The organism is Streptomyces sp. NPDC020742 (assembly GCF_040641675.1).
Taxonomy (GTDB): Bacteria; Actinomycetota; Actinomycetes; order Streptomycetales; family Streptomycetaceae; genus Streptomyces.
On the sequence record NZ_JBFAEA010000006.1, the window covers coordinates 227,760 to 245,211 of the forward strand.

Genomic DNA, 17,452 nt, shown 5'->3' on the forward strand with positions numbered 1-17,452 from the left:
GCGCGGGCAGCAGAGGCGGGTCGCGCGGGCGAGGTTATCTGACGGTGCGTCAGGAACGCTTCTCTCAGCGGGCCTTCAGGCCGTACGGGGGCTACGCAGCGGATGTGCGTCGTCGCGAAGGGGTCAGGCCGGGGCTCGGGCCGGGCGCTGCTCCGGGGCGTCCGGGCCATCAGGGGTGGCGGGGACGTAGGGGGTGGCCGGGGCGATCAGCAGCTTGGCGTGGAGGCGGGGGCCCAGGGCGGTCACGGTCCCGGCGAGGGCAGCGGCGATCAGCACCTGGGCGTTCACCACGTACGGGTTGAGCAGGAGCTGGGCCAGCAAGGCGGCGGCGACCAGGGCCAGTTTGGCGACGATCACGCGGGGCGCCGACAGGGTGGGGCGGGCGGACGGGTGAGCGCCGCGGGCACGCGCCCTGCGGGCGGCGCGGATCTGGAGCGGCACGGTCAGCAGGACGAACAGGACGCGGATCGCCAGCGCCCGCAGGGCGTGGTCGGAGGGCGGGTCCAGCAGGTGGCCGAGGAGGGAGTTGACGGCGAGGGCCGCCGTGACGATCAGGGTCCGGGCGGTGACCAGCCGAGCCAGCGCCCAACCGGGGCGCGCGGACGCGTGGTACGCGGCGGCGAGGCGGCGGTTGGCCGGCAGGAGCAGGGGCGGCAGGATCATCAGGAGGACGACGGTGCGCACACCGTGCACCCAGGCGGGCTCGTTGGCCTCGCCCAGCCACATGAAGGCGAGGACGAGACCGGCCACGGCGTAGACCCTGCGGACGGTCCGGGCGGGCGGGCGATCTGGCACGTGCGGGTTCATCAAGGCGGCTCCTGACAGGAGGAGTGGCGAGCGATCGAGACCCCTTGGCCGGCCGCGGTCGGCCGCGGCCCGCCCGGGACGCCCCGGGCGCGTACGCCTGGGGGCGCTCCCGGGCGGACCGGTCAGCCCTGGTCGGCGCTGCTCGGAGGTGCGGCGCCCGCGCCGACGCCGGCGAACAGCCAGACCAGGGCCTGGCCGAAGAGCTCTTCGGGGACGCTGTCCGGGTCGACCCGGCGCAGCCGCACCAGCCCCTGGAAGAGCGCCGCCACCACCGTGGCCACGGATTCCGCGGGGACCTCGGCGGGGGCGCCCCGCTCCGCGAGCCAGGTGCCGATCAGGCCCTCCAGCGCCTGGCGGGGTTCGCGGAGCGCGGCGGCCATGGTGTCGAGGACGTGCGGGTTGCGCACCGCGTAGAGCCAGAACTCGGCCTGGAGCGGGGCGAAGTCGGTGTCGGTGTCGGCGACGTGCACCAGCAGGCGCCCCAGTTCGGCGGCGGCCTCCCCGGTGCCGGCCTCGTGCCGCTCGAGGGTCTGGGCGGCCTCGGCAACCCGGCCCAGCCCGCGTTCGGCCATCAGCTCCAGGAAGAGCGCCTCCTTGCCGCCGAAGTTCGAGTACAGCGCGCCGATGGAGAAGCCGGCGGACTCGGCGATCTCCTCCACCGAGGCCCCGGCGAACCCCTTCCGGGCGAAGACCCGGGCCGCCGCGTCCAGCAGCAGCCGCCGGGTGCGGGCCTTGGCCTCGGCGCGGGTCAGCCGCTGGCGTACGGGTGCGTCCTGCTCGGTGCTCATGTTGGGGAGGTTATTCGCATAGCAAGCACTATGTCAATGCGCGGATAGCGTGTACAGTCCAGATAGTGGTGACTATCTGGATGGCTATCGCGATCGGAAACGCGAGGGCCGTGGCACGACCGCCTGCACTCGCCGAACGCGCCGCCGCACCCCCGCTGACCTGGGAGGAGAGCGAAGACATGCTCACCGGATTCACTGATTCCGCCGGTTCCGGCGGCTCCCCGCCGGAGGGACTCCGGCTGGTCGTGGACCTGAACCGCTGCCAGAGCTACGGGCAGTGCGTCTACGCCGCACCGGACGTCTTCCGGTTCCACGGCGAGGAGGCGCTGGAGTACGACTACGCGCCCGACGCCGGCACCCGCCGCGAGGTCGAGCGGGCCGCCGCGGCCTGCCCCGTACAGGCGATCACCCTGGGCCGGGCCACCGAGCCCGCGCCCCTGGCCCCGGAGGGTGCGCGGTGACCGCCCCCGAGCGCATCGTCGTGGTCGGCGCCTCGCTGGCCGGGCTGCGCGCCGCCGAAGCCCTGCGGGACGAGGGGTTCACCGGTGAGCTCACGCTCATCGGCGACGAGCCGTACGCGCCCTACGACCGTCCGCCGCTCTCCAAGGCGGTGCTGTCCGGCTGGCTGACCACCGACCACACGGTGCTGCCCCGGGTGCGGGACATCGGCGCCCGCTGGCTGCTCGGCACCCCCGCGCACGGCCTGGACGTGCCCGCCCGCCGGGTGGCGCTGGCCGACGGGCGGCGGGAGGCGTACGACCGGCTGCTGATCGCCACCGGCACCCGGTCCCGGCCCTGGCCAAAGGAGCGGGGCGGCGCCCTGGACGGGGTGCACCTGCTGCGCTCCCGCGACGACGCCGACCGGCTGCGCGCCGCGCTGGCCGCCGGACCGGAGCGGGTGCTGGTCATCGGCGCCGGGTTCACCGGCGGCGAGGTCGCCTCGGTCTGCCGCGACCTGGGCCTTGCGGTGACCGTGACCCAGCGCAGCGGCGCCCCCCTGGCGAGCGCGCTGGGCGGGGTGGTCGGTGACGCCGCGGCCCGCTGGTACCGCGAGGCCGGGGTGGACCTGCGGCTGCGCACCAGCGTCCAGGCCCTGGAGGGCGACGCCGCCGGCCGGCTGCGGCGCGCGGTCCTCTCCGACGGCACGGTGGTGGAGGCCGAGGTGGCTGTCGTCGCCGCCGGCGCCCTGGCCAACACCGGGTGGCTGGCCGGCTCGGGGCTGGCCGCCGACGACCGCGGGGTGGTGTGCGACGACGCCTGCCGGGCCCTGACCGTCGAGGGGACGCCGGTGCCGGACGTCTTCGTCGCCGGCGATGTCGCCCGCTGGCCGCACCCGCTCTTCCCCGGGCAGCTGCTGCGCCTGGACCACTGGGACAACGCCGTCGCCCAGGCCCGTACCGCCGCGCACAACATGACCCGGGCACGGCTCGACCACCACGTCCACCAGCCGCTGCCGGCGTTCTGGTCCAACCAGTTCGGGGTCAACCTCAAGTGCGTGGGGCTGCCCGCCCTCGCCGATCAGGTCGTGGTCACCCAGGGCTCGCTCGACCAGCGGTGCTTCGTCGCCGCCTACGGGCAGCGCGGCCGCCTGGTCGCCGCCGTCGCGGTGGACTCGCCCCGCGTACTGGACGGCTACGCCGCCCTCATCGAGGCCGGGGCGTCCTTCCCGCCGGTGCTCAACGCGACCGACGGGCCGGACCGGCACGAGCCATTCGACCCGGCCTTCCCCCGGCCCGCGGCCCCGGCCGCCCCGGCCGGCCCGGACCCCCTCACCGCCCGATCCGGCCCGGCCACGCCTTCCGCGCCGGCCGCCCCTGCTGCCCCGACCGTCCCGTCCGTCCCGTCCGTCCTGGCCGGGCACGAGTGAGGAGTTCCCCATGACCACCGTCGCCCCGGCCCTCCAGCAGCGCTCGGCCACGGACCTGTTCGCCCACCTCCTCCGGCACGAGAACCGCGCCGACCCCTACCCCGCGTACGAGGAGCTGCTCCGGCAGCCGGTCGTGCAGATGGACGACCGGACCTGGCTGGCGACCGGGCACCGCGAGATCGGCCTGCTGCTCCGTGATCCCCGGATCAGCGCCGACCGCCTCAACCCGCAGCAGCAGCCGATCCGCAAGAGCCTGCTGATGGAGGACCCGCCCCGGCACGACCAGCTGCGCCACGTGGTCACCCAGCAGTTCATCCCGCGCATCATGGGCATGCGCGACCACATCGACGCACTCGTCACCGCCCTGCTCGACGCGCACACCAGCGAGCGGCCCGGACAGCTGGACGTGGTCGGCGACCTCGCCTACCCGCTGCCCGTCACCGTCATCTGCGAACTGCTCGGCGTACCGCGCGAGGACGAGCCGCTCTTCGGCGCCCTGGCCCGCCGCCTGACCCGGGGGCTGGACCCCGTGAGCACCCAGAGCGAGCAGGAGATCCACGAACTCCAGCAGGCGCGCACCGAGTTGGCGGAGTACCTCGAAGGACTCATCGCCCGCCACGACGCCGACGACCGTGACGATCTGCTGGCCGGACTGCTGCACGGCCGGAGCCCGGACGGCCCGATGGACCCCATCGACCTGCGGGTCACCCTCGGCCTGCTGCTGATCGCCGGCCACGAGACCACCGTCAACCTCATCGCCAACGGAACGCTCGCCCTGTTGCGCCACCCCGACGCGCTCGCCCGGCTGCGCACCGACCCCGACCTGGCCACTCCCCTGGTGGAGGAGGTGCTGCGGTACGACCCGCCGGTGCAGATGTCCGGACGCAGCACCCTGGCCGACATCGACATCGCCGGGACCACCATCCCCAAGGGGGCGCGGATCCGCCTGCTGCTCGCCTCCGGCAACCGGGACCCCCGCCGCTTCCCCGACCCGGACCGGTTCCTGCCCGACCGTGCCGACAACGCCCACCTCGGCTTCGGCGGCGGCATCCACTACTGCATCGGCGCCACGCTCGCCCGCGCCGAGGCGCAGATCGCGCTGACCGCCCTCGCCCGCCGCCTGGACTCCCCCCGCCTGGTGTCCGACCCCCCGCCGTACCGGGAGAACGCCATCCTGCGCGGCCCGGAACGGCTCCCGGTGGCCTTCGACCGGCTGCTGCCGGATCCGCGCGGGGTCTGATCCTGGCGGGGTGGTGTGCCCGGGCGGCCGGGTGTACCCGGGCGGTCCGGCGGGCTGCCGCCGGACCGCCCGGGGCGGGCCCTCAGCGCACCGCCCGCCGCCGTCCCGCCGCCCCGGCGTTCGGGGTGCCGTTGTGGGGGTGGGCGGGCGGATGGGCGTGGAAGAGGGTGGCGTAGAGGCCCTGTTGGGCCAGGAGCTGGGGGTGGGTGCCGGACTCGACGAGGCGGCCGCGGTCGAGGACCAGGATGCGGTCGGCGTCGGCGGCGAGGTCCAGGTCGTGGGTGATCACGATGGTGGTGCGGCCCTCGGCGAGGCGACGCAGGGGGGCCAGGATGCGCTGGGTGGCCAGCACGTCCAGGCCGGTGGTGGGCTCGTCGAGGATGAGCACGGGGGCGTCGCGGAGCACCGCGCGGGCGATGGCGACGCGCTGCAACTGGCCGCCGGAGAGCCGGGCGGTGCCGGGGGCGATGATGGTGTCGTAGCCGTCGGGCAGGGCGGAGATGAAGTCGTGGGCGTCGGCGGCGCGGGCGGCGCGTACCACGTCGGCGTGGCTGGCGCGGGCGTGTGGGCGGCCGCAGGCGATGTTCTCCCCCACGGTGTCGTGCAGGACCAGGGTGTCCTGGGGCAGCAGGGTGATGTTCTGGCGGAGCTGGGCGAGTGGGAACCGGTGCACGGGGATGTCGTCCAGCCGGACGCTGCCGGAGTCGGGGTCGTAGAAGCGCAGCAGCAGCGCGGCGAGGGTGGACTTGCCGGCGCCGCTGGGGCCGGTGACGACCAGCAGTTCGCCGGGGACCGCGGTGAAGGAGAAGTCCCGTAGGACCAGGGCGTCCTCGGGGGTGCCGGGGTAGTGGAAGTCGACGTCGCGGGCCTCCACCTCGCCGATCGCCCGGCGGAAGCGCGGCGGGGCGATGAGGGAGGGCGCGGGGTCGGTGACGGCGGGGCGGGCGTCGAGGATCTCCAGCAGGCGCTCGGAGGCGGCGGTCGCCTCGGTGGCGGTCAGACCGAGCTGCCCCAGGGAGCGGATCGGCGGGTAGAGGTAGCCGATGAACGCGGCGAAGGCGAGCAGCTGGCCGAGGGTCATCCGGCCCGCGGAGATCTCCCAGGCCCCCAGGCCGATGATCGCCAGTACGCAGAGGGTCTCCAGGACCTCCACGAACTGCTCGTACAGCTGGTTGAGCCGGGCGCTGGTCACCGAGGCGCGGAACCAGCTGCGGGCCTGGCGGTCGAGCCGCTGCTCCTCGTCCCGCTGGCGGTTGTAGGCCTGCGTCAGTACGACGTTGACCAGGCCCTCCTCGACGACCGCGGTGATGGCGCCGTCCGCCGCGCGCTCCCGGCGGGAGACCTCTTTGACGCGGCCGGTGAAGCGCCGGGTGGCGATCCAGAACAGCGGTGCCAGGACGAAGGTGACCAGCGCGAGGTCCCAGCGCAGCAAGAGGGCCGCGCCGGCGTAGAAGAGGATGCCGAACAGGGCGGCGGCCGCCTGCACGAACCCGGTGACCACCAGTTGTTCGATGGCGTCGACGTCGCCGGTCATGCGCTCGACGAGGTCTCCGCGCCGGCTGCGCTGGAAGAAGTGCGGCGGCAGCTCCTGCAGATGGGCGAAGGTGCGGGCGCGCAGCCGCATCACGAAGCGCTCGGCGACCCAGGCCGCCAGGGAGTTTCCGAGGTAGCCCACCACCGCGCCGAGGACGGCGACGCCCAGCCACAGCGCAGCCGGCTGCCAGAAGGCGTTGACCGAGCCCTTCTGCAGGGCGTTGTCGGTGAGTTGGGCGAAGAAGAGGATGGCCGCGGTCTCGGCCAGCGCGGCGACGATGGCGGCCAGACAGACCAGGATGATCCAGCGTCGGTCGCCGCGGGTCAGTGGCCAGAAGCGGCGGAGGGACTCCTTGAGGCCGACGCGCTGGGTGCGGATGCTGGGGTCCGTCTGGGGGCCCCACAAGCTACGGCCAACAGGATCGGTCTCACTGTCGTGTTGGAACGGTTCCGGCTGCGTCTCATCGCTCGCCGGGCGCCGGGTTGAGCCGGGCAGATGCATCATCGCCACGCCCTGTCGAGGTGCTCGGGGAACGGGGCAGGTGTGGGGCCAGTGCACAGGTACGGGCCCACAACCCACGAGGCGGACCCGCGTGGATCGCGAGCCAGCCTCGAGCTCAGAGCTTTGGGTCAGTAGCCGTAGCCGAAGAACCGACGACGCCTGCGACCGAACCGACGACGGAACCTGCGGCGGTGACCGCCGTATCCGTATCCGTATCCGCCGTCTCCGTCGCCCCAGCCATCGCCTCGACGCCTGCGGGGGAAGACTTTCCGGAAGCTCATACTTGCCTCCTCGGTTTCCGTTCCTTGCTGACGAGCCGTTTCCGACTGCGTCAACTCCCAAGCTACGTCGACGACCTACCTATCAACAAGGAAATATGCGTGAAAATTCAGACAAAAGCGGAAAATATTATGTTGTCGACGAAGAGTAGCGGGAGATAACGCTGCGGATACGGGGTGAGGCTCCCGCCTCAGCGGTCTCACCAGGCACGCGTCGCCCTCCGTAGCCAGCACCGGACTTGACGGTCCGGACAGTGCGCACACTCCACCGCGGCGGAGTCCCCCCATGGCGCCGGGTGCGCATCAGGGCGGCGGCCACACCGGTCGCGGCAAGCAGCGCGAGCCCCACCGAGAAGGCGCTGCCGGCACCACGCAGCGCACCGGCGGCGGACGGCGTCCCGCCACCGGCCGCGCCCAGGAAGACCGCACCGAGCAGGGCCACGCCGAGCGTGCCGCCGAACTGCTGGGCGGCGTTCAGCAGGCCCGCCGCCGAGCCGGTCTCCTGCGGACGGATCCGGTGCAGCGCGGTGGTGAAGAACGGGACGGCGAACAGCCCCTGCCCCAGCCCGCCGGCCGTCAGCGCGAGCAGCAGCGGCCACGGGTAGCGGGCGGGGCTGCTGGTGGCGTAGACGGCGAGGGCACCCAGGGAGCCCAGGAACAGGGCGGCGAGCCCGGCGAACATCACGCGGGCGCCGTAGCGGGGCACCAGGTGGGCGCCCGCGGTCCAGGAGGAGACCGCCATCGCACCGGACCACGGCAGCAGGGTCAGCCCGGCGGTCCGCGCATCGGTGCCCGGCCCCAGCTGTAGCTGGAGGGCGATCACCAGCAGCAGGCCGTTGACCACCGCGAAGAACAGCACCGCGGCGGCCAACGCGGCGGGGAAACGGCGGTCCCGGAAGAGGCCGATCGCGATCAACGCACTGCCGCCGCGGGCGGTGCGGCGGCGCTGGTGCACCCCGAACACCCCCATCAGGCCGAGGCCCGCGGCGAGGACGAGCCAGGGCCGGGGCGAGGTCCAGGACGGGCCGGTCCCCAGGAACGGATGGATGATCAGCCCGGTGGCCAGGACGGCCAGCGCGGTGCCCGTCACGTCCAGCCGGGGCCGGCGGTCCGGCCGGTCCTCGCGGTCCTCGCGGTCCTCGCGCAGCAGCGGCGTCGCGAGCAGGACGCCGGTGCCCAGCGGGACGTTGACCAGGAACACCGACCGCCAGGACGAGCCGAGGAGGTCGGCATGGGTCAGCACACCGGCCAGCACCGGACCGCAGACCGCGGCCAGCCCCATGACGGGGCCGATGCTGCCCATCGCCCTGGCCAGTTCGTCCCCGTGGAACATGCCGCGGATCAGGCCGATGGTCTGCGGTATGACCAGGGCAGCGGCGGCGCCCTGCACCGCTCGGGCGGTGATCAGCAGCGCGGGCGAGGCGGCCAGCGCGCAGCTCGCCGAGGCGAGCACGAACACCACCACGCCGATCCGGAAGGTGCGCCGGCGCCCGGTGAGGTCGCCGAGCCGGCCGCCGGTGATCAGCAGCACCGCGAACGGGAGCGTGTACGCGGCGCCGAACCACGGGATGTCGGAGGCCGGCCCGCCGAGTTCGCCGTGGATCACCGGTGCGGTGACCGTCATGATCGTGGAGTCGAGCAGGTTCATCGCCTCGGCGGTCAGCAGCACCGCCAGGGCGGCCCAGCGGCGGGGGTACGGCGCGGGCTGCGAGGGTGGCGCGGACGGTGCGGGAGGCATCGGGCGGGGCTCCTTCCGTTCGGCCCCCGGGCGGGGCCTTTCGGCAGAGCGTGCGGGCGCGGAGGGCCTCCGTTCCTCCTGTGGTGCGGCGATGGTCGATCTTTTCCATCAGGGCGATCGTGGTGAAGGATTCGTCCATGGCTCCGGGCCTGGCCCGCCGACCGGGAGGGGTGCGCCGATGACCGGTGCGGCAACTGCGGCAGCGCTGGACGACGTCGACCGCGGGCTGGTGCATGCCCTGCACCTCGACGGGCGGGCGCCGTTCAGCCGGATCGCCGCGGTGCTCGGCGTCTCGACCCAGACCGTCGCCCGCCGCTACCGGCGGCTGCGTGCCCGGGCCGGGCTGCGGGTGGTGGGGCTCGCCGATCCGCACTGCGCGGGGCTGGTGCAGTGGCTGGTCCGGCTGACCGCCGCTCCGCACGGCGCCCAGGACCTCGCCCGTGCACTGGCCCGCCGTAGCGACACCTCCTGGGTGAAGCTGGCGTCCGGCGGCACCGAGATCCTCGCGGTGGTGCACGCCCCGGCCGACGGGGCCGACGGACATGCGCTGCTGCTGCACGACATCCCGCGCACCGCCGGGATCACCGCGGTCTCCGCCCATGCCCTGCTGCACACCTACCTCGGCGGCCCCACGGCCTGGCGCGGCCGCGCCGGCATCCTCGACGAGGGGCAGCGACGGCAGCTGGCACCCCACGGCGACCGCAGGGGCGGGGACCGACTCCTGGGCGCAGGGCCGGTGTTGACCGCTGCCGACGGTGCGCTGCTGGCCGCGCTCCAGCGGGACGGTCGGACCGGGCAGGCCGAACTGGCCGCGGCCACCGGCTGGTCCCCGGCCACCGTCGCCCGACGTCTGACCGCCCTCCGGGACGCCGGCGCGCTCTTCTTCGACGTCGAGGTCGACGATGCGCTGTTCGGCGCCACCACCCAGGCGATGCTGTGGATGGCCGTCGCCCCCGCCCGCCTCGACCGGGTCGCCACGGCGTTGGCGGGGCACGCGGAGCTCGCCTTCGTCGCGGCCACCACCGGCCGGACGAATGTGGTCGCCCAGGCGCTGTGCCCCGACCCCGCGGCGCTGCACCGCTACCTCACCGGGCGGCTGGGCGGCCAGGCCGCGATCCACACCCTGGAGACCGCGCCCGTGCTGCGCACCGTGAAGGGGGCGGGCCCGATCGCGCCCCCGGCGGCCCCTCCGCGTCCGGCGGCGTCGGCCCGCGGCGGGCGGGGTGCCGCGCGCCCGGGTGCCGGGCACCCGAGGGCCGGAGGCGGCCCCCGGGGGTGAGTCGGGCCGGGCGGTCAGGTGGCGGCGAGGGCGGCGGTCGGGTGCAGGCGGGAGGCCCGTACCGCCGGATAGAGGCCCGCGACCACGCCGATCAGCAGCGTCGCCGCCAGCCCGCCGGCCAGCGACCAGGGCGGGACCACCGCGGTCCAGCCCTGGGCGCGGGCGAAGGCGACCGTGGCGGCGGCACCCAGCGCCGCGCCCGCCGCCCCGCCGAGCGCGGACAGCAGCAGGGACTCGGTGAGGAACTGGATCCGGATCGCGCCCTTGGTGGCGCCCAGGGCGCGGCGCAGGCCGATCTCCTGGCGGCGCTCCAGCACCGAGATGACCATGGTGTTGGCCACGCCCACCCCGCCGACCAGCAGCGCCACCGCCCCCAGCCCCAGCATCAGGGTCGTCAGCCCCTTGTCGGTGGCGGCCTTGGCGGCGAGGGCGTCGGAGGGGCGGGAGACCTTCACCCCACCCTCGTCGCCGGGGTTGACCGTACGGGCCAGCACCTGCTGCACGGCCTCCACCGAGGCGTCCGTAGAGCGTTCGAAGACGGTGGTGGGATGTCCGTCGAAGCCCAAGTAGCGCTCGGCGGAGGGGAATCCGACCAGGGCGATGCGGTCCAGGGTGGGCACCAGCTCGATGGGGGCGAGGATGCCGGTGACCACGTACCACCGGTCGTCCAGCAGGATCTTGGCGCCGGGCGCGGTGATGCCGAGCCGGTCGGCGGCCACCGATCCCAGGACGACGGCGGGCAGCCGTTCGCTCGCCGCGTCCAACCATCTGCCCTTCTCCGTACGGGCGTTGAGGGCGGTGAGCAGATCGGGCCGGGCGGCCTGGACGGTGACGCCGGACGCCAGCTCCTCCGGTACGGCGTCACTGCGGCGCACCCGGGCGTCGACCGAGCCGGTGGCGGTGGCGTGCTGGACCGGGCCGATCCGCTCGACCATCGCCACCGCGCTCTTGGGGAGCTTGACCTCGTTCCCGAGCGCGTCCCGGCCCGCTTCGGCCGTGAGCAGGTTGGTGCCCAAGCGGTCCAGTCGGGCCAGCAGATCGGCGCGGCTGGAGGTGGACAGGCCGACCACCGCGACCATGGTGGCGATGCCGATCGCGATGCCGAGCGCGGAGAGCACGACGCGGGTGCGCCGGCTGCGCAGGCCCTCGGCACCGGTGCGCAGCACATCGGCTAGGGAGAGCCGCGCCGGGCGCAGCGCGGGGCCGCTCATCGGGACACCTCCTCGGTGGGGGCACCGGAGTCGTCGACGACCGCACCGTCACGGAGGCGGATCCGACGGGGCAGCGACGCGGCGATCTCGTTGTCGTGGGTGATGACGCAGACGGTCGTACCGGATGCGTGCAGCTCGCGGATGAGGTCCATGACCAGCTCCCCGGACGCGGTGTCCAGGGCCCCGGTCGGCTCGTCCGCGAGCAGCAGGTCCGGCGCGCCGACCAGGGCGCGGGCGATGGCCACCCGCTGTTTCTCACCGCCCGACAGCTGGTGGGCGAGGTGGTGCACACGGTGTCCGAGGCCCACCCCCTCCAGGGCACGGCCGGCCAGCTCGCGGCGCTCGCGCCGGGGGGTGCCGCCGTAGAGCAGGCCCTCGGCGACGTTGTCCTGGGCGCTGCGGCCGGGGGCGAGGTGGAAGTGCTGGAAGACGAAGCCGATGTGCCGGGCGCGCAGGGCGGAGAGCTGGGCGTCGGTCAGCGCGCTCACGTCGTGCCCGGCCACCCGCACCTCGCCCGCGGTGGCCCGGTCGAGCGTGCCGAGGAGGTTGAGCAGGGTGGACTTGCCGGAGCCGGACGGGCCGACGATGGCGGCGAGTTCACCGCGCGCCACCCGGAGGTCGACGCCGCGCAGGGCGTGCACCCCGCCCGGGTAGGTCCGGCTGGCACCGCTCAGTTCGATCACCGGCGGGGCCGGCGCCGGATCGGTCGTGGGCGCTGTCATTGCTCGGCCGCTCCGACCTTCATGCCCTCGGCCAGTCCGGCACCGCTGACCTCGATCCGGCCGTCGGCGGAGAGCCCGGTCTCGACGCGCACCATGCGGGTCTTGGTGCCCTGCACCACCTCCAGGCCGTAGCCGCCCTCACGCAGTGCGACCACCGCCTCGACCGGCACCGTCAGCACGTTCTTGCGGCTCTCGCTGACGAACTTCACGCTCAGCGTGCCCTGTTGGTCCTTGGAGCGGAGCTCGGCCCCCTTGTCGAGGGTGATCTCCACCTTGACCTCACCGTCCCTGGCCCCGGTCTCGGCCCCGGAGCCGCCGTCGCCGGAGGAGTCGGCGCTCTCGGGGGTGACCGTCCCGCTGACCGTGCCGTGCACCGTGCCACCGCTGGGCAGCGCTATCTCGGCCTTGGTGCCCTTGGCGGCGAGCGCCGCGTCGGCCTGGTCGAGCGTGGCGCGGACGACCGGAGTGGTGGAGGCGACCGTCAGCACCGGGCGGTCCGGGCTGATCGCATCGGCCAGGGCGGCATCGGCGGACACCACGCGTACGGGTCCGCGCTGGAAGACCACGTCCCCCTTGCCGATCTTGCCGGTGGGATCGGTGACGCCCAGGGACTTCTGCCAGGACGTGACCGCTGCCTTGGTGGCGGCGTCGTAGCGGACGTCCACATACAGGCGGGAGCCGAAGCCCAGGTCCCGTAGGTTGCGCTCCAGTTGGAGGACGTCGGGGCCGCGGTCGCCGACCTTCAGCTCGCGGAACATGGGCGTCGCGCCGTAGAGCAGGACCACCGGGCGGGCGTCGCGCTCATAGAGCGGCTGCCCGATCGAGACCGTACGGCCCACCTGGGCGGCCTTGGTGACCGTGCCCTCCACGGGTGACTTCACCGCCCGGCGCCGGGCGTAGTCCAGGTGCCCGTCGACGGTCTTGCTCTGGACCAGGTCGGTGCGGGTGATCTCGGTCGTCGTGGGCGGCAGCGCGGTGTTGCGGCCGGCGGCCGGGGTGTCCCTGCCGACGCCGGTCAGCAGCAGCAGACCGGTGGTGGCGGCGACCCCTGCGGTCACCGCCACCACGGCGACGACCCGCCGCTGACGGGGGGCTTGGACCTTCACTGCATCCCGTCCAGACCATCGAGCAGCTTGTCCTTGCATGCCTGCTTGGCCTGCTTGTACGAGGGCGAGTCGGGGGAGAGCGCGGGTGAGCCCGGGTTCGGGTCACCGCCGGGGATGACGTTGCCGTCCTGGAGCTGCGGGTTGGTGAACTTCGATACGCCGTGCGCACGCATGCACTTGGCGTGCGCGAGCATCGACTCGTACTCCTTCTGCGTATCGCGCCGCGGCTCCAGCTTCGTGGCGTTGAGCATGTCCTTGGTGCAGACGCCGTCCTTGCCGCCCTTGGCGATCGCTTCGTTCCCGGGCTTCTGCTGGAGTTCGTCGATCTTCGTCCAGTCCAGATAGCCGCTCAATTTCGGGTCGGGGAAATCCTTGTCGACGTTCTTGCGCATGCACTGGACGTATTTCATCTGTGCGTCGTAGAAAGCGCTCTTGCCCGGGGCGGCACCGCCGCCGGAGCCGCCCGAGCCGCCCTGGGAACGGCTGGTGGAGGGCGCGTCGCTGACCGTGGCGATGCCGTTGTCCTGGGACTCGGAGCCGCCGCAGGCCGTGGTCAGGGCCAGGACCGGGACGGCGAGCAGCAGGGCGAGGCGGGGGGTGCGGGAACGGGCGGCGTGGGAGCGGGGGGCGCGGGAAAGACCGGCGCGGCAGCGGGAGGGCGTCTGCGGGTTCATGCGGCCAATTTCGGCGGCTTAGTTGGTGGCCGCTCCATGGCCGCATGATGAGAACGTAACAATGCCGCCGGACCGCTCCACCGACCTGTGGATAACTTCGGGGCGGTTCCTGACCTCGCTCATAATCGGCGTCATGCCGCATGTGCTGCTGATCGAGGACGACACCTCCGTACGCGACGGAATGGAGCTGGTGCTGCGCCGGCACGGCCACCAGGTCGACGCCGCCGGCACCGGCGAGGAAGGCCTGGCGCTGCTGTCCCGGCCGCGGGGCGGCGGCATCGAGATCGCGGTGGTCGATCTGATGCTGCCGGGCATCGACGGCTTCGAGGTCTGCCGCCGGATCCGCGCCCGCAGCCAGCTGCCGATCATCATGCTCACCTCGCGTGGCGAGGATCTGGACGTGGTCAGCGGGCTGGAGGCGGGCGCGGACGACTATGTGGTCAAGCCGATCACCGGCCGGGTGCTGGAGGCCCGCATCCGGGCGGCACTGCGCCGGGCGGGCCCCGCCACGCCCGCGGACCGTAACGAGTTCGCCGGCCTGGCCATCGACCGGGCCGGGCTGACCGTCACCAAACGCGGCGCGCCCGTCCCCCTCCCGCCCACCGAGCTGCGGCTGCTGCTGGAGCTGTCCGCCTCCCCCGGCCGGGTCTTCAGCCGCGAACAGCTCCTCGCGCTGGTCTGGGAGCACGACTTCCTGGGCGATTCACGGCTGGTGGACGCCGCGGTCGGGCGGTTGCGCGCCAAGCTGGAGGACGTCCCCGCCAAGCCGCGGTACATCCAGACGGTGCGCGGCTTCGGCTACCGGTTCGGGCCGCTGTGAGGCCGCGGGTGTCGGGGCTGCGGAGGGCCGGGCGGTCCGGGTCCGAACGACGGGCGTCCGGGCCACGGGCGAATGGGCGGCGCGCGGGGCGGCTGCGGGCCTCCGGGACCGGGGTGGCCGGGCTGCGCGGCCGGCTGATCATCACGGTGGTGGTGGTCGCCCTGATCAGCGCGGTGACGGCGACGGCCCTGGCGTACCGGGAAGCGCGCGACGCGGTCCTGCGGCGGGCCCAGAGCGCCGCGGTCGATGACTTCCGCAACCGCGTCGAGCGGCTGGCCGGGGACCTCGACGTCCCCACCGACCCCCGGTCCCTGGCCCGGTTCGCCACCGGCGTCTCGTCCGGGGTGCGCGGCTCGCTGGTCGTCGCCCAGTACCGCGACTTCACCGCCACCTCCGATCCGTCCGCCGACCGCAGCCGGATCAGCGCCGAACTGCGCGCCGCAGTACGCACCGAGGACCGGGTGGCGCTCCAGCGGGTGCAGTACCGCGGACAGCCCTGGCTGGTGATCGGCGCCCCGGTCGGCCTGGCCGCCGGCGCCCGGTCCGGTGCGGACGCCGCGAAGGCCTCCGGTGTGGAGGTGTTCGCGGTGGTGTCCCTGGCCGAGGAGGAACGGGACGCCGCCGACCTGGTGCGCGCCGTGCCCAGTGGCCTGCTCCCCGTGGTGCTGCTGTCGGCCGTGCTGGCGCTGCTCGCCGCGCGTACCGCGCTGCGGCCGGTGCGCCGGCTGGCGCGGGCCACCCGCCGGCTGGCCGAGGGCGACCTGAGCATCCGCGTCGAGGAGAAGGGCCGGGACGAGCTGGCCGAGCTGGCGCACACCTTCAACGAGACCGCCGGCACCCTGGAGCACACGGTCGGCGAACTGCGCACCCAGGAGGCCCTGGCCCGCCGCTTCGTCGCCGATGTCTCGCACGAGCTGCGCACTCCGCTGGCCGCGATGACCATGGTCTCCAGCGTCCTGGAGGAGGACGCCGACCAGCTCACCCCGGACACCGCACAGGCGGCGCGCACGGTCAGCGCGGAGACCGCCAAGCTCGCCCGGCTGGTCGACGACCTCATCGAGATCTCCCGCTTCGACGCCCGGGCCGCCTCGCTCACCGTCCACGAGACCGATGTGGGCGAGGCGGTGCGCGGCACGCTGGCGGCCCGGGGCTGGTCCGAAGCGGTGACGGCCGAGCTGCCGGCGGGCATCCGGGCCCGGCTGGACCGCCGCCGCCTCGACGTCATCGTCGCCAACCTCGTCGGCAATGCGCTGCGGCACGGCGCGCCCCCGGTGACGGTCACCCTGCGGGAGACGGACGGCCGGCTCTCCGTCGAGGTCGCCGACCGCGGGCCCGGGCTGGCCCCCGAGGTCGCCCGCCATGTCTTCGACCGCTTCTACAAGGCCGACAGCGCCCGCACCCGCTCCGAGGGCAGCGGCCTGGGCATGGCCATCGCCCTGGAGAACGCCCGGCTGCACGGCGGCACCATCGAGGTCGGTGCCCCGGCATCCGGCCCCGGCGCCGTCTTCACCCTCGTCATACCCCTGTCCCCACCGGGCCCTGGGACGGAACCCCGATCGGGCCCCGGGCCGAAGTCCCCGACGGGTTCCGGGACGAACTCCCCGACGGGCCCGGGGGCGGACACCCCAACAGCTCCCGGGGCGGACACCCCACCGGGCCCCAGGACGGACACCTCACCCAGCCCCAGGACGGACACCCCACCGGGCACCGGGGCGGACACCCCGATGGCTTCCGCTCCGGCCTCCCCACCGGACACCCGCCCCGACTCCCCACTGGGCGCCCGCCCCGACTCCCCACCCGGTTCCTCACCCAGCTCCCCGCCCCGCCCCGCACCCGCCGCCCCGCCGGTCCCCCCGTCCGCCGGCCGCCCCACGGAGGCCCCCTGATGACGCGCCCCCGTACCGTCCTGCTCTGTGCGCTGCTCGCCCTCCTCGGCGGTGGCTGCGGCGTCCGTCCTACCGGCGTCACCGACGGCGGCCCGCCCCCGTCCGGCATCCCGCAGGGCATGCGGATCTACTTCGCCTCCGACAGCGGTCCGCGCGGGGTGTCCCGACCCGGCGTACGGATCGACCAACTCGACGACGTCTTCAAGCTGTTGCTGTCCGGCCCCACCGCGGAGGAGCAGGCGAGCGGGCTGTCCAATGTGGTCGACGGGGGCGGGCAGTTCCACGCCACGTCCCGGCACGGCCGGGTCACCCTCACCACCACCGGCTACCTCGGCTCCCCGCAGTACCCCGGCACCGCTCAGCTGGTCTGCACCCTCGCCCGCGCCGAGGTCGTCCTGCACGGCACCCGCCCGGACAAGGTCCAGGTGACCGTCGTCGGCCGCGACGGCCGGGCCGGCCCGTACCAGTGCCAGCAGTTCCTGCAACGCTGAACCGGCCGCGGCGGGACGGCGGAAGGCCCGCTTCCTGCCACCCCGGCCGGAGGCACCCGCGCTCCGGCGGACGTCCCGCGCCCCGGAGACGCCCTCCCGCAAAGCCGTGCCTACGCGTGCCTCACCCGTGCCTACACGTAGCGCACCCGTGCCTCACGCCCGCTTCCCGCGCAGCAGGAACAGGCCCACCGCCGACCCGATGACCACCACCCCGCTGCCGACGCTGACCAGCACCTGCTGGAGGCCGTCGAAGGCGAAGCTGGTGGAGACGTTGAAGACGAGGGCGAGGACGAGCACACACCACAGCAGGGCCTTCATAGCGGTTCCTTCCGGCAAGTCCGTGCGGAGCGCGGGGTCTTGAACGCTCCGGGAACCACGGTGCCGCCCCGGGGACGGCCCGTCGAGGGAGCCACCCCCCGAAGGCGGGGTGTAGCCGGCTACACCCCGGACGGGGGTGCACCGGCCGGCCGTTCCGCACCCGGCCGCCCGGGACGGGGTCGCTCAGTACTC

16 protein-coding genes are annotated in these 17,452 nt (G+C 74.2%); 7 read left to right on the forward strand and 9 right to left on the reverse strand.

Annotated elements, in window-relative coordinates; translation table 11 throughout:
• Positions 1-123: 123 nt before the first annotated feature.
• Together AB0G84_RS14190 and AB0G84_RS14195 are read right to left on the reverse strand one after the other, a co-directional pair.
• Entirely contained in the window at positions 124-807 is a 684-nt protein-coding gene (locus tag AB0G84_RS14190) for a hypothetical protein (protein WP_361319604.1), read from the reverse strand.
• A gap of 122 nt (positions 808-929) precedes the next feature.
• A complete protein-coding gene (locus tag AB0G84_RS14195; protein WP_361319606.1) occupies positions 930-1,595 on the reverse strand; it encodes a TetR/AcrR family transcriptional regulator in 666 nt (221 codons plus the stop codon).
• A 179-nt stretch (positions 1,596-1,774) separates the two neighbouring features.
• On the opposite strand from AB0G84_RS14195, the gene AB0G84_RS14200 reads away from it, so the two are divergent.
• The 3 genes from AB0G84_RS14200 to AB0G84_RS14210 are packed head-to-tail and all read left to right on the forward strand — an operon-like array spanning position 1,775 to position 4,702.
• A complete protein-coding gene (locus AB0G84_RS14200) occupies positions 1,775-2,056 on the forward strand; it encodes a ferredoxin (RefSeq protein WP_361319950.1) in 282 nt (93 codons plus the stop codon).
• Positions 2,053-3,462 carry an FAD-dependent oxidoreductase gene (locus AB0G84_RS14205; RefSeq protein WP_361319608.1) on the forward strand — a complete coding sequence of 470 codons (1,410 nt, stop codon included), beginning with the start codon at positions 2,053-2,055 and terminating at the stop codon, positions 3,460-3,462. Before AB0G84_RS14200 ends, AB0G84_RS14205 begins: the two co-directional genes overlap by 4 nt.
• 10 nt (positions 3,463-3,472) lie before the next feature.
• Positions 3,473-4,702, forward strand: a complete 1,230-nt coding sequence (locus AB0G84_RS14210) for a cytochrome P450 (protein ID WP_361319610.1) — start codon at positions 3,473-3,475, stop codon at positions 4,700-4,702.
• Positions 4,703-4,784: 82 nt separating this feature from the next.
• Here the strand turns inward: AB0G84_RS14210 and AB0G84_RS14215 are convergent, their stop codons facing one another.
• Positions 4,785-6,737 carry an ABC transporter ATP-binding protein gene (locus AB0G84_RS14215; protein ID WP_361319953.1) on the reverse strand — a complete coding sequence of 651 codons (1,953 nt, stop codon included), beginning with the start codon at positions 6,735-6,737 and terminating at the stop codon, positions 4,785-4,787.
• Positions 6,738-7,145: 408 nt separating this feature from the next.
• Positions 7,146-8,753 carry an MFS transporter gene (locus tag AB0G84_RS14220; protein ID WP_361319612.1) on the reverse strand — a complete coding sequence of 536 codons (1,608 nt, stop codon included), beginning with the start codon at positions 8,751-8,753 and terminating at the stop codon, positions 7,146-7,148.
• 178 nt (positions 8,754-8,931) lie between these two features.
• Here AB0G84_RS14220 and AB0G84_RS14225 point away from each other — a divergent pair, with 178 nt between their 5' ends.
• Positions 8,932-10,032 carry an AsnC family transcriptional regulator gene (locus AB0G84_RS14225; protein WP_361319614.1) on the forward strand — a complete coding sequence of 367 codons (1,101 nt, stop codon included), beginning with the start codon at positions 8,932-8,934 and terminating at the stop codon, positions 10,030-10,032.
• A 14-nt stretch (positions 10,033-10,046) separates the two neighbouring features.
• Here AB0G84_RS14225 and AB0G84_RS14230 read toward each other — a convergent pair whose 3' ends face one another.
• From AB0G84_RS14230 to AB0G84_RS14245, 4 genes are all read right to left on the reverse strand, one after another.
• A complete protein-coding gene (locus AB0G84_RS14230) occupies positions 10,047-11,243 on the reverse strand; it encodes an ABC transporter permease (RefSeq protein WP_361319616.1) in 1,197 nt (398 codons plus the stop codon).
• Positions 11,240-11,965: an ABC transporter ATP-binding protein gene (locus AB0G84_RS14235; protein ID WP_361319618.1), complete on the reverse strand. Its 726-nt coding sequence runs from the start codon at positions 11,963-11,965 to the stop codon at positions 11,240-11,242. The genes AB0G84_RS14230 and AB0G84_RS14235 overlap by 4 nt, the downstream gene beginning before the upstream one ends.
• Entirely contained in the window at positions 11,962-12,993 is a 1,032-nt protein-coding gene (locus AB0G84_RS14240) for a peptidoglycan-binding protein (RefSeq protein WP_361319956.1), read from the reverse strand. The genes AB0G84_RS14235 and AB0G84_RS14240 overlap by 4 nt, the downstream gene beginning before the upstream one ends.
• A gap of 74 nt (positions 12,994-13,067) precedes the next feature.
• On the reverse strand, positions 13,068-13,745 hold the full coding sequence (locus tag AB0G84_RS14245) for a hypothetical protein (protein ID WP_361319620.1): 678 nt from the start codon (positions 13,743-13,745) through the stop codon (positions 13,068-13,070).
• Positions 13,746-13,878: 133 nt separating this feature from the next.
• Here AB0G84_RS14245 and AB0G84_RS14250 point away from each other — a divergent pair, with 133 nt between their 5' ends.
• The 3 genes from AB0G84_RS14250 (at position 13,879) to AB0G84_RS14260 (ending at position 16,942) form a co-directional block, all read left to right on the forward strand.
• Positions 13,879-14,565: a response regulator transcription factor gene (locus AB0G84_RS14250; protein WP_361319622.1), complete on the forward strand. Its 687-nt coding sequence runs from the start codon at positions 13,879-13,881 to the stop codon at positions 14,563-14,565.
• A 113-nt stretch (positions 14,566-14,678) separates the two neighbouring features.
• Positions 14,679-16,451: an ATP-binding protein gene (locus tag AB0G84_RS14255; RefSeq protein WP_361319624.1), complete on the forward strand. Its 1,773-nt coding sequence runs from the start codon at positions 14,679-14,681 to the stop codon at positions 16,449-16,451.
• Positions 16,451-16,942: a hypothetical protein gene (locus tag AB0G84_RS14260; RefSeq protein ID WP_361319627.1), complete on the forward strand. Its 492-nt coding sequence runs from the start codon at positions 16,451-16,453 to the stop codon at positions 16,940-16,942. The genes AB0G84_RS14255 and AB0G84_RS14260 overlap by 1 nt, the downstream gene beginning before the upstream one ends.
• A 153-nt stretch (positions 16,943-17,095) precedes the next feature.
• Here AB0G84_RS14260 and AB0G84_RS14265 read toward each other — a convergent pair whose 3' ends face one another.
• Entirely contained in the window at positions 17,096-17,260 is a 165-nt protein-coding gene (locus AB0G84_RS14265) for a hypothetical protein (protein ID WP_361319629.1), read from the reverse strand.
• Positions 17,261-17,452: the final 192 nt, after the last annotated feature.

Bases quoted from the DNA above. Each gene is read 5' to 3' on its own strand.
- AB0G84_RS14190 (WP_361319604.1), bottom strand. From the start codon at position 807: ATGAACCCGCACGTGCCAGATCGCCCGCCCGCCCGGACCGTCCGCAGG.
- AB0G84_RS14195 (WP_361319606.1), bottom strand. From the start codon at position 1,595: ATGAGCACCGAGCAGGACGCACCCGTACGCCAGCGGCTGACCCGCGCC.
- AB0G84_RS14200 (WP_361319950.1), top strand. From the start codon at position 1,775: ATGCTCACCGGATTCACTGATTCCGCCGGTTCCGGCGGCTCCCCGCCG.
- AB0G84_RS14210 (WP_361319610.1), top strand. From the start codon at position 3,473: ATGACCACCGTCGCCCCGGCCCTCCAGCAGCGCTCGGCCACGGACCTG.
- AB0G84_RS14215 (WP_361319953.1), bottom strand. From the start codon at position 6,737: ATGCATCTGCCCGGCTCAACCCGGCGCCCGGCGAGCGATGAGACGCAG.
- AB0G84_RS14220 (WP_361319612.1), bottom strand. From the start codon at position 8,753: ATGCCTCCCGCACCGTCCGCGCCACCCTCGCAGCCCGCGCCGTACCCC.
- AB0G84_RS14225 (WP_361319614.1), top strand. From the start codon at position 8,932: ATGACCGGTGCGGCAACTGCGGCAGCGCTGGACGACGTCGACCGCGGG.
- AB0G84_RS14230 (WP_361319616.1), bottom strand. From the start codon at position 11,243: ATGAGCGGCCCCGCGCTGCGCCCGGCGCGGCTCTCCCTAGCCGATGTG.
- AB0G84_RS14235 (WP_361319618.1), bottom strand. From the start codon at position 11,965: ATGACAGCGCCCACGACCGATCCGGCGCCGGCCCCGCCGGTGATCGAA.
- AB0G84_RS14245 (WP_361319620.1), bottom strand. From the start codon at position 13,745: ATGAACCCGCAGACGCCCTCCCGCTGCCGCGCCGGTCTTTCCCGCGCC.
- AB0G84_RS14250 (WP_361319622.1), top strand. From the start codon at position 13,879: ATGCCGCATGTGCTGCTGATCGAGGACGACACCTCCGTACGCGACGGA.
- AB0G84_RS14260 (WP_361319627.1), top strand. From the start codon at position 16,451: ATGACGCGCCCCCGTACCGTCCTGCTCTGTGCGCTGCTCGCCCTCCTC.
- AB0G84_RS14265 (WP_361319629.1), bottom strand. From the start codon at position 17,260: ATGAAGGCCCTGCTGTGGTGTGTGCTCGTCCTCGCCCTCGTCTTCAAC.